Source organism: Ruegeria sp. G7 (genome assembly GCF_056535465.1).
Map to the genome: position 1 here is coordinate 1914880 of NZ_JBQFIL010000001.1, position 13697 is coordinate 1928576.

The 13697-nt window shown below is 60.9% G+C and carries 14 protein-coding genes; 7 read left to right on the forward strand and 7 right to left on the reverse strand.

Features of this window, described 5'->3' with window-relative positions; genetic code table 11:
• Positions 1–37: 37 nt before the first annotated feature.
• The 4 genes from groL to ACR3EN_RS09625 all read left to right on the forward strand — a co-directional run bounded on the left by groL (position 38) and on the right by ACR3EN_RS09625 (position 4664).
• Entirely contained in the window at positions 38–1681 is a 1644-nt protein-coding gene (gene groL / locus ACR3EN_RS09610; RefSeq protein WP_480823069.1) for a chaperonin GroEL, read from the forward strand.
• Between the two features lie 180 nt (positions 1682–1861).
• Positions 1862–2704: a DMT family transporter gene (locus tag ACR3EN_RS09615; protein WP_480823067.1), complete on the forward strand. Its 843-nt coding sequence runs from the start codon at positions 1862–1864 to the stop codon at positions 2702–2704.
• A 38-nt stretch (positions 2705–2742) separates the two neighbouring features.
• Positions 2743–3516 carry an esterase/lipase family protein gene (locus ACR3EN_RS09620; RefSeq protein WP_480823065.1) on the forward strand — a complete coding sequence of 258 codons (774 nt, stop codon included), beginning with the start codon at positions 2743–2745 and terminating at the stop codon, positions 3514–3516.
• The gene (locus tag ACR3EN_RS09625; protein ID WP_480823063.1) at positions 3513–4664 is read left to right on the forward strand and encodes an alpha-D-ribose 1-methylphosphonate 5-triphosphate diphosphatase; all 1152 of its coding nucleotides are present in this window, start codon (positions 3513–3515) and stop codon (positions 4662–4664) included. Before ACR3EN_RS09620 ends, ACR3EN_RS09625 begins: the two co-directional genes overlap by 4 nt.
• A 62-nt stretch (positions 4665–4726) precedes the next feature.
• Here the strand turns inward: ACR3EN_RS09625 and ACR3EN_RS09630 are convergent, their stop codons facing one another.
• The 4 genes from ACR3EN_RS09630 to ACR3EN_RS09645 all read right to left on the reverse strand — a co-directional run bounded on the left by ACR3EN_RS09630 (position 4727) and on the right by ACR3EN_RS09645 (position 7335).
• Entirely contained in the window at positions 4727–5794 is a 1068-nt protein-coding gene (locus ACR3EN_RS09630) for a 5-(carboxyamino)imidazole ribonucleotide synthase (RefSeq protein WP_480823061.1), read from the reverse strand.
• Positions 5795–5796: 2 nt separating this feature from the next.
• Positions 5797–6597 carry an NAD(P)-binding domain-containing protein gene (locus tag ACR3EN_RS09635; protein WP_480843523.1) on the reverse strand — a complete coding sequence of 267 codons (801 nt, stop codon included), beginning with the start codon at positions 6595–6597 and terminating at the stop codon, positions 5797–5799.
• Positions 6549–7034 (reverse strand): 5-(carboxyamino)imidazole ribonucleotide mutase, encoded by a 486-nt coding sequence (gene purE, locus ACR3EN_RS09640; RefSeq protein ID WP_480530909.1) that lies wholly within the window; start codon positions 7032–7034, stop codon positions 6549–6551. The genes ACR3EN_RS09635 and purE overlap by 49 nt, the downstream gene beginning before the upstream one ends.
• 76 nt (positions 7035–7110) lie before the next feature.
• The gene (locus ACR3EN_RS09645) at positions 7111–7335 is read right to left on the reverse strand and encodes a YdcH family protein (protein WP_037308505.1); all 225 of its coding nucleotides are present in this window, start codon (positions 7333–7335) and stop codon (positions 7111–7113) included.
• A 165-nt stretch (positions 7336–7500) separates the two neighbouring features.
• Between ACR3EN_RS09645 and ACR3EN_RS09650 the strand changes: the two genes are divergently transcribed.
• From ACR3EN_RS09650 to ACR3EN_RS09660, 3 genes are all read left to right on the forward strand, one after another.
• Entirely contained in the window at positions 7501–7914 is a 414-nt protein-coding gene (locus tag ACR3EN_RS09650) for an Hsp20 family protein (RefSeq protein WP_058275530.1), read from the forward strand.
• 5 nt (positions 7915–7919) lie between these two features.
• The gene (locus ACR3EN_RS09655; RefSeq protein ID WP_480530911.1) at positions 7920–8144 is read left to right on the forward strand and encodes a DUF1150 family protein; all 225 of its coding nucleotides are present in this window, start codon (positions 7920–7922) and stop codon (positions 8142–8144) included.
• Positions 8145–8229: 85 nt separating this feature from the next.
• A complete protein-coding gene (locus ACR3EN_RS09660; protein ID WP_480823057.1) occupies positions 8230–9108 on the forward strand; it encodes a PhzF family phenazine biosynthesis protein in 879 nt (292 codons plus the stop codon).
• A 5-nt stretch (positions 9109–9113) separates the two neighbouring features.
• Here ACR3EN_RS09660 and ACR3EN_RS09665 read toward each other — a convergent pair whose 3' ends face one another.
• The 3 genes from ACR3EN_RS09665 to ACR3EN_RS09675 form a co-directional block, all read right to left on the reverse strand.
• The gene (locus ACR3EN_RS09665; RefSeq protein WP_480823055.1) at positions 9114–9962 is read right to left on the reverse strand and encodes a glycosyltransferase family 32 protein; all 849 of its coding nucleotides are present in this window, start codon (positions 9960–9962) and stop codon (positions 9114–9116) included.
• Between the two features lie 123 nt (positions 9963–10085).
• A complete protein-coding gene (locus ACR3EN_RS09670) occupies positions 10086–11804 on the reverse strand; it encodes a bifunctional sulfate adenylyltransferase/adenylylsulfate kinase (RefSeq protein ID WP_480823053.1) in 1719 nt (572 codons plus the stop codon).
• A 203-nt stretch (positions 11805–12007) separates the two neighbouring features.
• Positions 12008–13693 carry an adenylate/guanylate cyclase domain-containing protein gene (locus ACR3EN_RS09675; protein WP_480870605.1) on the reverse strand — a complete coding sequence of 562 codons (1686 nt, stop codon included), beginning with the start codon at positions 13691–13693 and terminating at the stop codon, positions 12008–12010.
• Positions 13694–13697 lie beyond the last annotated feature (4 nt).

The following is a 13697-nucleotide window of genomic DNA, read 5'->3' on the forward strand; positions in this document are numbered from 1 at the left end:
ATCTTCATTCCAAACTTATTTCTCAAGGAGAAACGACATGGCTGCAAAGGACGTCAAATTCGACACCGATGCCCGTAACCGCATGCTGGCAGGCGTAAATGTTCTGGCCGACGCGGTTAAAGTGACCCTGGGCCCCAAAGGCCGCAACGTGGTTCTGGACAAATCCTTCGGCGCGCCGCGCATCACCAAAGACGGTGTTTCGGTTGCCAAGGAAATCGAACTGGAAGACAAGTTCGAAAACATGGGTGCGCAGATGGTGAAAGAAGTCGCCAGCCGCACCAATGACGAAGCTGGCGACGGCACCACCACTGCGACCGTTCTGGCCCAAGCCATCGTGCGCGAAGGTCTGAAGCAGGTTGCAGCGGGTCTGAACCCGATGGACCTGAAGCGTGGCATCGACCTGGCGACCGCCAAGGTTGTTGAAGGCATCAAGTCGGCTTCGCGCGAAGTCAAAGACTCGGCCGAAGTTGCTCAGGTTGGTACCATCTCTGCCAACGGCGAAGCCGAAATCGGCCAGCAGATCGCAGACGCGATGCAGAAGGTTGGCAACGAAGGCGTCATCACCGTTGAAGAAAACAAAGGTCTGGAAACCGAGACCGATGTTGTCGAAGGTATGCAGTTCGACCGTGGCTACCTGTCGCCTTACTTCGTCACCAACGCAGACAAGATGATCGCAGAGCTCGACGACTGCATGATCCTGCTGCACGAAAAGAAACTGTCCTCGCTGCAGCCGATGGTTCCGCTGCTCGAGCAGGTGATCCAGTCGCAGAAGCCGCTGCTGATCATCGCGGAAGACGTTGAAGGCGAAGCGCTGGCGACTCTGGTTGTCAACAAACTGCGCGGCGGCCTGAAAATTGCTGCTGTCAAAGCGCCGGGCTTCGGCGATCGCCGCAAAGCCATGCTGCAGGACATCGCCATCCTGACCGGCGGTCAGGTGATCAGCGAAGATCTGGGCATGAAGCTCGAGTCCGTCACCATGGACATGCTGGGCACCGCCAAGAAAATCGAAATCACCAAAGACGAAACCACCATCGTCGACGGTGCTGGCGAGAAAGCCGAGATCGAAGCACGTGTTGCTCAGATCCGCACTCAGATCGAAGAAACCTCGTCGGACTACGACCGTGAGAAGCTGCAAGAGCGCGTTGCCAAACTGGCAGGCGGTGTTGCTGTGATCCGCGTCGGCGGCATGACCGAAGTTGAAGTGAAAGAGCGTAAGGACCGTGTGGACGATGCTCTGAACGCAACTCGCGCTGCTGTGCAGGAAGGCGTTGTCGTCGGGGGTGGTGTTGCTCTGGTTCAGGCCGGTAAAGCACTGGAAACTCTGGAAGGTGCAAACGCTGACCAGAACGCGGGTATCAACATCGTTCGCAAAGCCATCGAAGCGCCGCTGCGCCAGATCGCCGAGAACGCAGGTGTTGACGGTGCGGTTGTTGCGGGCAAAGTCCGTGAATCGTCCGATGCAGCATTCGGTTTCAACGCGCAGACCGAAGAATATGGCGACATGTTCTCGTTCGGCGTGATCGACCCGGCCAAAGTTGTCCGTACCGCTCTGGAAGACGCGGCGTCGGTTGCTGGCCTGCTGGTTACCACCGAAGCAATGGTTGCCGACAAGCCCGCCAAAGAAGGCGCGGCGCCTGGCGGTGGCATGCCCGACATGGGCGGCATGGGCGGCATGATGTAAGCTGCTTAGGCCATAGTGCTTACGAGCGGGGTCGCCTTTTGGCGGCCCCGTTTGCGTTTGGAATGCCCGCTGCGCGGTCATGCCTCCGGCGGGAGTATTTTTGAAAAGATGAAGGCTGGGCGGGTCTGGGCTGTGGGAAAGTGAGTGTGCAAACGCTGCCGAAACGGCTATGCGGTTGGTATGCGATTGTTTTTGCTGACCGCCCTGACCATGTGCGCCTTTGCGGCGAATTCCATTCTGAACCGTCTGGCGATTGACAGCGGGGCCAGTGACCCGGCGGGGTTTGCTGTCGTTCGGGTGCTGAGTGGCGCCGTGGTGTTGGCTGGCTTGGTGCTGCTGAGGGGTGGTTCGGTCCCTGTTCTCAGCAGGCGAAGACTCGTGGGGGCAGGGTCGCTATCGCTGTATATGATCGGATTTTCAGTTGCCTATTTGACTCTGGATGCGGGGTTGGGCGCGCTGATCCTGTTCGGCGTCGTGCAGATCACCATGTTCGCGGCTGGGGCCGCTTCCGGCGCTGCCCCGTCGGGACGGCAGGTTTTGGGGGCGGTCATTGCGCTGGGCGGGCTGGTTTATGTTTTGTGGCCTTCAGGAGCCCTGCAGGTGGACCCGGTGGGGACCGGTCTTATGACTTTGGCGGGGATCGGATGGGCGGCGTATTCGATCGCCGGGCGGTCTGAGCCCGATGCGCTGTCGGGCACAGCGGCCAACTTCGTCGTGGCGTTGCCAGTAACCGGCGCGGCCTTGCTTGCCTTGGGTGGGGCCTGGGAGATGACCGCGGCAGGCTACGGGCTGGCCGCGCTGTCGGGTGCTGTGACATCGGGGTTGGGCTATGCGTTGTGGTATCGTGTGCTGCCGCAGTTGGTCCCCGCCGTGGCAGCCATCGTGCAACTCAGTGTCCCGGTCATCGCCATTGCTGCAGGGGTGGTGCTACTGGGCGAAGTGGCCAGCCTGCGCCTGTTACTGGGGGCGGGATTGGTGTTGGGTGGAATTGCACTGGCGGTGGTGCGCCTGAACCGAGGCTAGGGGTTCCCTCAGGCCCGGATAGGGCTTATCTGGCGGGCATGAAATTCCTGATTGTCATAGTGTTGCTCATCGTCCCCATCGCGGCGCAGGCAAAATGTGTCGTGCTGCTGCATGGGCTTGCGCGTACCGAGGCGTCTTTCGCGGTGATGGAGCAGCTGTTCCGCGCCCATGACTACACCGTCGTCAGGCCGGGATACCCATCGACCGACCTGCCGATTCCAGAGCTTGCAAACCAGACCTTGCCCGACGCCTTTGCGGCTTGTGGCGATGACACAGTCAATGTCGTGGCGCACTCTATGGGTGGCATCCTACTGCGCTATTGGCTGCAGGATCATACGCCCGAGAATCTTGGTCGTGTGGTCATGTTGGGGCCGCCGAATCAAGGGAGCCAGCTGGTGGATGAATTGGGTGCATGGGAGGTTTTCGGCATGCTGCATGGCCCCGCCGGTCTGGCACTTGGGACCGGTCCCGAAGGTATCCCGCGGCGTCTGCCGCCCGTGGATTTTGATCTGGGCGTGATTGCTGGCGAGAACTCTTTGAACCCTGTGTTCTCATCCCTGATCGACGGGCCAGACGATGGCAAGGTCTCGGTCGAGACCACACGGGTTCAGGGCATGCTCGATCATATCGTCTTGCCTGTGACCCATACCTTTATGATGAATAACCCGCAGGTCATGGCCCAGACACTTCATTTCATTGAATTCGGTCGTTTCTCTCCCGAGATCACCTGGCTCGACGGGGTGCAGGGCATCATCGATCAGATCTGTATCGGGCAGGACTGCTCGGAACCTGTCTCGGAGCCGTCGCAATGACGAAGCTGGACCTGACTTTCACCGGGGCAGAGGTTCTGCTGCCGGGCGCTGGCCTGACCCATGCCGATCTGTCGATTGCCGATGGGGTTGTGCAAGACAGCGCAGCAGGGCGGCGGGTTGACCTTGCGGGGTACCGTGTTTTGCCTGGCATCATCGATCTGCACGGCGACGGGTTCGAACGCCACATCGCGCCGCGCCGTGGTGCGATGAAACAGATGGGTGAGGGGATCGTTGCAGCCGAAGCAGAGCTTGCCGCCAACGGGATCACGACCGCGGTGATGGCGCAGTTTTATAGCTGGGAAGGCGGTGTGCGGGGGCCTGATTTCGCGGCGCAGGTGTTTACCGCGATTGACTCGGTAAAGGCCGAGCTTGTCACCGATCTGATCCCGCAGCTGCGTTTCGAAACCCATATGCTGGATGATTACCCGGACCTGCCGGGCCGGATCAGGGACTGGCGCGTTCCTTATGTGGTTTTCAACGACCATCTGCCGCATGACCGTCTGGCGCAGGGACGTACGCCGCCGCGTCTGACTGGGCAGGCTTTGAAGGCAGGGCGTAGTCCCGAAAAGCATCTGGAGATGCTGCAGACCATGCACAAACGCGGGGCCGAGGTGCCAGCGGCGCTGGACGCACTGTGCGCGACTTTAGCTGAGCGCGGTATTCGCATGGGCAGCCATGACGATGCCACGCAGCAGGGTCGCGACGAATGGCGCAGGCGTGGCGTGGGCATCGCCGAGTTTCCCGAAACGCCCGAGGCTGCCGAAGCCGCCCGGGCAGGTGGCGACCATATTATTCTTGGTTCACCCAACGTTGTGCGCGGCGGTTCGCACAAAGGTAATGCCAGCGCGCTGGACCTGATCGCAATGGGGCTGTGCGACGCGCTGGCCTCGGATTACCACTATCCCAGCCCGCGCCGCGCGGCGCTGATGCTGGCCAAATCGGGGCTGTGCGACTTGGCCACTGCCTGGGCGCTGCTCTCGTCAGGTCCCGCGCGTGTGCTGGGTTTGACGGATCGCGGTGAGCTGTCGCACGGAAAACGCGCCGATCTGGTCGTTATGGATGCCACAACCCATCGTGTTGCGCTGACCATGTCCGCAGGCCAAATCAGCTATCTCAGCGGCGCAATCGCCAGCCGTTTTCTGCGCTGATCCAAGCTTCATCTGGCCAAAAATATCCCCGCCGGAGGCATCGCGCGGCACGCGCGATTCTCCTAGCGCAGAACCCGGTTAAAATGCCCCATCTTCCGGCCTGCCTTAACCTCGGCCTTGCCATACAGATGCAGCGCCACGTCGCGCTCGCGTGCCAGATCAGGCACACGGTCCATATCGTGACCGATCAGGTTCTCCATCACCACGTCCGAATGCCGCTGCCCGTCGCCCAAAGGCCAGCCCGCCACGGCGCGGATGTGCTGTTCGAATTGATCCACGGCGCAGCCGTTTTGCGTCCAATGACCCGAGTTATGCACGCGCGGCGCAATCTCGTTGACGATCAACCCCTGCGGCGTGACGAACAACTCAACCCCCATGACGCCGACATAATCCAGCGCATTCAGGATGTTGGCCGCCAGCAACACTGCATCCGTCCGTTGTGCCGGAGACAGCCGCGCCGGAACCGTGGTCGTATGCAGGATTCCGTCGCGGTGCACGTTCTCACCCGGATCGAAGCAAGCCACCTGACCGTCCAGACCACGCGCGGCTATGACCGAGACCTCGTGGCTGAACTCCACAAACCCCTCCAGAATGGACGGAGCGCCCGCCATATCGGCCAAAGCGGCCTCGGCATCTTCGGGGCTGCGCAGCCGAGCCTGTCCCTTGCCGTCATAGCCGAAACGACGGGTCTTCAGAATGGCGGGGGTGCCGATCTGATCAACCGCGTCGCGCAGGCTGTTCAGATCCGTGACATCCGCGAAAGCTGCGGTTTTAAGGCCCAACCCTTGCAGGAAGTCTTTCTCGGTCAACCGGTCCTGACTGACCCGCAGCGCCTCACGACCCGGACGGATCGGGCGGTGCGCTTCGAGCAAATCCAGCGCCTGCGTCGGGATGTTCTCGAACTCATAGGTGATCACATCGACCGCATCCGCGAAGGTTTTCAGCGCCTGCTCATCATCATAAGCAGCGGTTGTGACGCGATCTGCAACCTGACCAGCGGGCGGGTTGGCGCCGGGCTCAAAAATATGGGTCTTGAACCCCAGCCGCGCCGCCGCAACTGACAGCATCCGGCCCAGCTGACCGCCGCCCAATATCCCGATCGTTGCGCCGGGGGTGAGCATCTCTGCCATCGTCAGGTCTCCAATCGTTTGCCAATCGCGGTCAGAGCGGCGCGCAACGCATCATGCGCGCCCCCGGACTGCAGGGTATCCGTCATCTGTAGGCTTAACGTGCCCTCGGTCGCCAGCGCGTCGCGCTCGGTTGCCAACTGGCCTGCTTGCCCCTTGTGCATCGCGGCCAGAAAGCCTGACATTAGCTGCGTGGTATAGAATTCTGCCCCGTCCTTGTCGCCGGTCTGACGGGCCAACCACTCGGCCCCGGTGGCCATCAGGTCCAGCAGACCGGGCACCATGGCGCAGATGGCAAAATGGGCGTTCAGCGATGCCTCATCCGCAACCTTCACCACGGGGTTCTCGGGTTCGAACAACTCTGCCAGCAGGCGGTCATTGCCATAGGCGGCCAGAGGGCAACCTCCGGTCTGCAAAAAGCCCAGCGGGATGGTTTGTACGAAATCCGATGCAGGCGCGCAGAGCGTCGAAAGCTGCGCCTGTGAAACTGCGGCCATCACCGAAACGATCTGTTGATCGGCGCAAAAGGTCAGCGGGGTCAGCACATCTGTGGCGACCTGAGGGCGCAGGCAAAGGAAAACGATATCCGATGCGTCGATCACCTGCTGTGGGGTGCCCACACTGACCCCAAGCTCGGCTTGCAGGGCCGAGGAGACCTGCACATTGCGCTCGGTGACCCAGATGTCATGACCTTTTGCAGCCATTAGTCGCGCGATCGGGGCCGCGATATGGCCGGTGCCGATCAGGCCGATGCGGCTCATCCCTGCGGTGCCTCGGGGATCGAGGCCGACAACGCCTCGCGCCATGCGTCCAGCCGGTCCGCCAGCGCGGCGTCCTGCAGCGCCAGAATGCCTGCTGCCATCAGCCCCGCATTGGCCCCTCCGGCGGACCCGATGGCCATGGTGGCGACCGGAAAGCCCTTGGGCATCTGCACGATGGAATAAAGCGAATCCACACCCGATAGCGCGCGGGTCTGCACCGGCACGCCAATCACCGGCACGCGCGTTTTCGAGGCCATCATGCCGGGCAAATGTGCTGCCCCGCCTGCGCCAGCGATGATGACCTGCAGGCCACGCGATACGGCGGTTTTGCCGTAATCCCACAGGCGGTCTGGTGTGCGGTGGGCGGATACGATACGCGCCTCATAGGCAACGCCCAGTTCATCCAGAATATCGGCGGCCTCTTTCATCGTGGGCCAGTCCGATTGGCTGCCCATGATGATCCCCACTTTCACATCGCTCATCCGCTAATGTCCCTGCCTTCGGAAAGAGCGCGCACTATAGCCAAATCCGCATATGTGGCAATGCGTTCCGCACCGCTCAGGCGATGATATCGGGGGTCAGGCGGTCTTCGATCAGGCGGATGATGTCTTTCAGCCGCAATTTCTGCTTTTTCAGCCGCTTGATCGTCAACTGATCGGACGTTCCAGTGGCTTGCAGCGCCTCGATCGCCTCATCCAGATCGCGGTGCTGGCGGCGAAAGACCTCCAGCTCCACCCGCAGGACTTCATCGGTTTTCATCGAAAGATCGGTGGGCGCGTTCATGGGCGACTCAGTGTTTCAAGTGGTGCTTGCGACACAAGATAGTGTGTCAGGGTTTATCCGGCCAGACCTTGTGGACATCCCTGTATCTTCCCATATTCTATAACACGCGGTTGCCGATGATGGGGCCGCAGAATACGTCGCTTTGACAATGAAGGACGAAAATACGTGTCGAAACTTACCTTGGGCTCATACCCGCATCTTTTGGGGTTCGAGCAATTGGAACGCCTTCTGGAACGGTCTGCAAAGGCCGGAAACGAAGGATACCCGCCCTATAATATCGAACAGACCTCGGATTTTTCCTATCGCATCACCCTGGCCGTGGCCGGGTTCGCGGAAGAGGACCTGTCGATTACCATCGAGGATCGCCAACTGGTGATCCGGGGCCGTCAGCGCGACGACAGCGAGGGGCGCATATTCCTGCACCGCGGCATCGCGGCACGCCAGTTCCAGCGCATGTTCGTGCTGGCTGACGGGGTCGAGGTGGGCGAGGCGATCATGGAAAACGGTCTGCTGCATGTGGACCTGACCCGCGCCGTGCCTGAAACCGTGGTTCAGACAATCAACATACGGAAGGGGTAAGAGCAATGAATACGCCGATTGAGCTTAACACCGAAGGGGATCGGATCGTTTACGTCAAGGCCGTCGATGTGGCCGACCTGCCGCGCGATGTGCGAGAACAGGCGGGCGATCTGGATCAGCTATACGCCGTCCACGATTCTGATGGGCAGCAACTGGCGCTGGTCGCCGACCGCAAGCTGGCCTTTGTGCTGGCACGCGAACATGACCTGTCCCCGGTGGCCGTACACTAGACGGCCCCGCGTTCAGCCTAAATAACGTGACATTTGATGCGTTGCCGGTGAAACATGCGGCGACGCTTTTTGTTGGAGGACGCGCGTGGGCTGGTATGATTTCGATTGGGTAGACGCCTTCAGTGACCGGGCCTTTGGCGGCAATGGCTGCGCGGTGGTCCATGGCGGGGCGGGGCTGTCGGATGCTGTCTGCATGGCCTATGTGCGCGAGACGTCTTTGGTAGAATGCACCTTCACCGGGTCCTCTGACGTCGCCGATATCCGGATCCGCTATTTCCTTGCCAGCCGCGAGATACCCTTTGCCGGGCACCCGACCATTGCCACCGTCGCCGCGATGCGGTCTCGTGGTCTGTTTCAGGGCGATGCCCTGACGCTTGAGACCGGCGCGGGGATCGTGTCGATCAGGCTGAATGGTGACGAGATCGAGATGACACAGGTCGCCCCGCAGTTTGGCGACTACGTGCCGGCAGAACTGGTTGCCGCAGCCACCAATCTGTCGCCCGGGGACATTATTTCTCCGCCGCAATTCGTGTCGACGGGCTTGCCCTTCTGCATCACCGTCCTGCGCGATCATGCGGCGTTGCGGGCTGCAAAGCTGGATACGACGGCGTTGGGCAAAATCTCTGAGAAGGCCGGTTTCCTGGGGAATGACATGGCCGAGCCGTTTCTGGTCACGCTTCAGGGCGCAACGGCGGAGGGCGATACCTTCTCCCGCCTGTTGATGGCCCCGCCCAGCCCGCCCGAAGACCCGTTCACCGGATCGGCCACCGGCGCGATGGCGGCGTATTTGTGGAGCCACGGCCTGATGGACAAAGAGACCTTCATCGCCGAACAGGGCCATGACATGGGCCGCCCCGGTCAAGCGCGTGTGACGCGTGTCGGGCCTGCGGAGGCGATGACCGGGATCAAGGTCGCCGGGCGCGGCCATATTCTGATGCGCGGGCAGGTGAATTTGCCGGACTGACCCGCTCAGGCTCTTGGTTTCATCCACTCAAGCCGTGCAATGGGGTTTTGGGCCGGGTCAATTGCATGTCGCTGGCAGAGCCGCTGCAGATACGAGCCGGGCAACGGCAGCCCGGCCCGCTGCGTGGCCAGCCACTTTTTCTGATGACCGTAGATATGGACAGAGTGGACGCCCGGACGCTCGATCTGGTCGAGCGGAACTCTGGGATCATGCAGCTTCCATAACTCTTCGACCGCCAGCGGGTAGAGCGCCTCGGACGGTAAGGCGTGCTGATCCTCTCCGGTTTGGCGCAGGAAATGGCTCAGCGCTTTGGGGCCGGAGCAGCCCCATGACAGCGCCTCGATCCCCCAGGCTTCGCCGTTCTGAACGCGTGCCCGGTTGATCCGGTGCAGGCGCGATCCGCGCCACGGCTGGGTCGGGTTCTCCGAGGTGATGAATTCCAGCATCTGCACCAGCGTTGGCGAGTCGGGCGGCAGCCTCAGGACGCCGTTCGGGTAGGACCCGTCGCCTGTTGGGGCGAACACATAAGGGGTGTCGAAATCGAAAGGTCGCACGCAATAGGCATCCAGATCGACCCAGATGAAATTCGTTTTCTGCAGCAGGTGCAGCCGGAAAATATCCGAGAACACTGCGACCCGGTGACGGATGTTTTCCTTCAGGTCAAACGGCGGCGGCCACAGAATGTCCGAAGCGGGGCGGATATCGACGCCCTGCGGTACGCCGCCCACGTGATCTGAGGTGTAGAGAACGAAGGCATGCCCGTTGTCCAGAAACGAGCGGATGCACAGGACCTCAAGCCAGGACAGGTCCGAGCCGTGCCAGAAACCGGCGATAGTCGGCAGAGTTTGCCCCATGGATTGATCGCGCCTGCAAGTACCCCTGTCCAAGCTATAATCTGTTTCACCCAGCGGCGGCAATGCGGGCGCTGAAACGAAAACAGCCCCCGGAGGACCGAGGGCTGTTTGACTTGCGTAGGCTTAGTTGCCTGCGATCAGGCCCATGCTTTCCAGTTTCAGCAGAACCTGATGGGCGCAGTTGTCGACCTCGACATTCTCGGTCTCAACGCTGAGTTCGGGGTTCGCGGGCACATCATAGGGGTCAGAAATCCCGGTGAATTCCTTGATCTTTCCCTCGCGCGCCAGCTTGTACAGGCCCTTGCGGTCGCGGCGTTCGCATTCTTCGATCGAGGTTGCGACATGCACCTCGCAGAAGGCACCGAACTGCTCGACCTCTTCGCGCACGGCGCGGCGGGTCGTGGCATAGGGCGCAATCGGCGCGCAGATGGCGATGCCACCATTCTTGGTGATCTCAGAGGCCACATAGCCGATGCGGCGGATGTTCAGATCGCGGTGCTCTTTCGAGAAACCCAGCTCCGAGGACAGGTTTTTCCGCACGATATCACCATCCAGCAGCGTCACCGGACGCCCGCCCATCTCCATCAGCTTGACCATAAGCGCGTTGGCGATGGTGGATTTGCCCGAGCCCGAGAAGCCGGTGAAGAACACGGTGAAACCTTGCTGGCTGCGCGGCGGCTTAGTTTTGCGCAGTTCGGCCACAACCTCAGGGAAGCTGAACCATTCGGGGATTTCCAGACCTTCTGACAGGCGGCGACGCAGTTCGGTTCCGCTGATGTTCAGGATTGTGACGTTGTCCTTGTCCTCGATCTCGTCATTGGGCTCGTACTGGGCGCGCTCCTGCACATAGACCATGTGTTTGAAATCGACCATCTCGACGCCGATCTCGTCCTGGAACTGGCGGAACAGGTCCTGCGCGTCATAGGGGCCATAGAAATCCTCACCCGCAGAGTTCTTGCCCGGACCGGCATGGTCGCGGCCCACGATGAAGTGGGTGCAGCCATGGTTGGCGCGGATCAGCCCGTGCCAGACCGCCTCGCGCGGGCCAGCCATGCGCATGGCGAGGTTCAGCAGCGACATCGAGGTCGTCGAGGCCGGGTACTTGTCCAGTACCGCCTCATAGCAGCGGACGCGGGTGAAGTGATCGACATCGCCCGGTTTGGTCATGCCAACAACGGGGTGGATCAACAGGTTGGCCTGCGCTTCCTTGGCGGCGCGGAAGGTCAGTTCCTGATGCGCGCGGTGCAGCGGGTTGCGGGTCTGGAACGCCACGATGCGACGCCAGCCCAGCTTGCGGAAATAAGCGCGCAACTCGTTCGGGGTATCGCGACGACCACGGAAATCGTAGTGAACCGGCTGCTGGATGCCGACCACAGGGCCACCCAGATAGACCTTGCCAGCCACATTGTGCAGGTAGTTCACCGCAGGGTGGGCATCGTCATCCGCGCCAAACACTTTCTCGGCCTCACGCGCCTTATTGGGCGTCCAGCGGTCGGTGACGGTCATGGTGCCGAGGATGACGCCCTCTTGGTCGCGCAGGGCAATGTCCTGACCCAGTTCGATCGTCTCGGCGAAGTCTTCGCTTACATCCAGCGTGATCGGCATCGGCCAGAGCGTACCATCTGCCAGCCGCATGTTGTCGACCACATTGTTGTAGTCGGCCTCGCTCAGGAACCCTTTCAGAGGGTTGAAACCGCCATTCATCAGCAGCTCAAGATCGCAAATTTGACGCGGGCTGAGATCCCAGCTTGTCAGGTCAGCGGCCTCGATCTTCAGTTTCTGGGCAGACTCGTATGAGACATACAGTTCGGGGATTGGGGCCAGATTGGCAAGCATCGTCATCGGAAAACTCTTTTGGACGTGGTGTTTTACGTGTGGTTTAAGGCGTGTTTGGATGGCGATTTGCACCGGGGCGACAGCGAAGTCCAGAGGGGCATCGCAACAAAGGACGATATGCGCTGTTTTTTCGGCGAATGGAACGATGTTCCTGTCTGCCTGCATAATTGCGGCGAATCTCCTCAGTGTGGCTGCGTGGGTTTGTATATTTAGGCGATTCGTTCTTGCGGCGTGATCTGCTGCTGTAACGCTGAAGCATGCGGAACGGGCAGGGCTGGGACAGGGGCCGTAACGCCCCGCAGCTGGAAATCACGAAGATCAGAGGGATTACAGGTCAGGCCAGCGGCGACCAGAACATCGTTGGAAACCAGCAGTTCGACGCCCAGAGCTTTGGTTTCGCCTTCCAGTCGACTGGCCACGTTCACCGCGTCGCCAATGATCGTGCGAGGCGCATGTTTTGCCGCACCGATTTCACCCAGTACCAGGTCGCCCAGATGCAGGCCCATACCGATGCGGACGGGCTGACTGCCTTCGGCCTCAAGCTGCTGGTTGAACCGCTCCAATGCGCGCCCGATACCGGCTGCCGCGTTCAGCCCCGCACGCGCGGAACTTGCGGCGTTTGCTGTTTCGAACACAGCCAGCAGCCCATCGCCCATATATTTGTCAACAACGCCGCCTTCCGCGGTGATCGATGGCACGATGGCGTCGAAGAACCGGTTCAACAGGAATACGATATCGTAAGGCAGTTGCCCTGTGGTTCGGGCGGTGAACCCACGCATGTCCAGAAACAGCACCGCCAATTGCCGTTCCTGCCCCTGACTTGCATGCGCGCGGTGACGTGCGCCATCCGGGCGAAAGACGCGAAACACTGTCATGGGGTCCGTCGGGCGCATCTGACAGGCCAGCCTTGTGCCGTTCGGGGCACCAACAGCTTTCAGACTGCGCGCCTCGATCTCGGTCGGCGGAGGAAGGCTGTCGGCCCCCTGCTCGACAACCACGCGGCAGGTCGTGCAGCGGCCTTTGCCGCCACAAAGCGCGGTATGCGGTATGCCATTCGCATGAGACATCTCTAGCAGGGTCAGGCCCTTTTCCGAGACCACCTCTGGGCCATTCACATATCGGATGCGCACCGAATGCCGCCGCCGCCACAGTTTACGGCCCAGATAAATCAGCGCAGTCAGGGCAAGAAGCGTCCAGAACACGGCCAGCGTGTTGTCCTCGACCACAGACATGTCCTGAAACGCCTCGGACGAGGGCCAGTTGTAGTGATCTATGTATTGCTCACGCAGGTCCGGATCAGCGAAGTCGGCCCAGATGCGGCGCCCCTCGGTCAGGACGCCAGCCAGCGCGAAGGCGGGGACAAATACCGCGACACCGATCAGATAAGGCACAAGCTTGTTCCACCACGACGTCATGCGCAGCCACATATGCAGGCCGATGCAACCATGCACCCAGACCAGCAACAGCAGCAGGCTTTGCATCCAGATCGCTGTGCCCGTCCACATCAGGATGATGATATAGCCCATCTCATCGTTCACCCCGTAGATCTCGTGCGCATAGCGGGTATGGACCACATGAGCGATCAGTTGCAGCGGGATGAGCAGGCCCAAGATCACCTGCAGCGCGACACTGAACGGCATGCGCAGCGTCCTGCGCTGTGCGATCGACAACAGCGCCAGGCCAGAGTGGACCAGCAGCGAGATGTACAAAAGCAGGCTTACCAGATCGTGACGGGATACGGTTTTGCGGCCATCCTGCATTCCGTGCAGCAGGTCTGTATGAAACAGGCCGAGGCCGATATTGGTAAAGTGAAAAAACGCAAAGACGAACAGCACCAGACCGCTTGCGATCCTGAGCCGGCTGATCCACCCGCCGCGCCAAAGAGCATTCTCCAAAAGC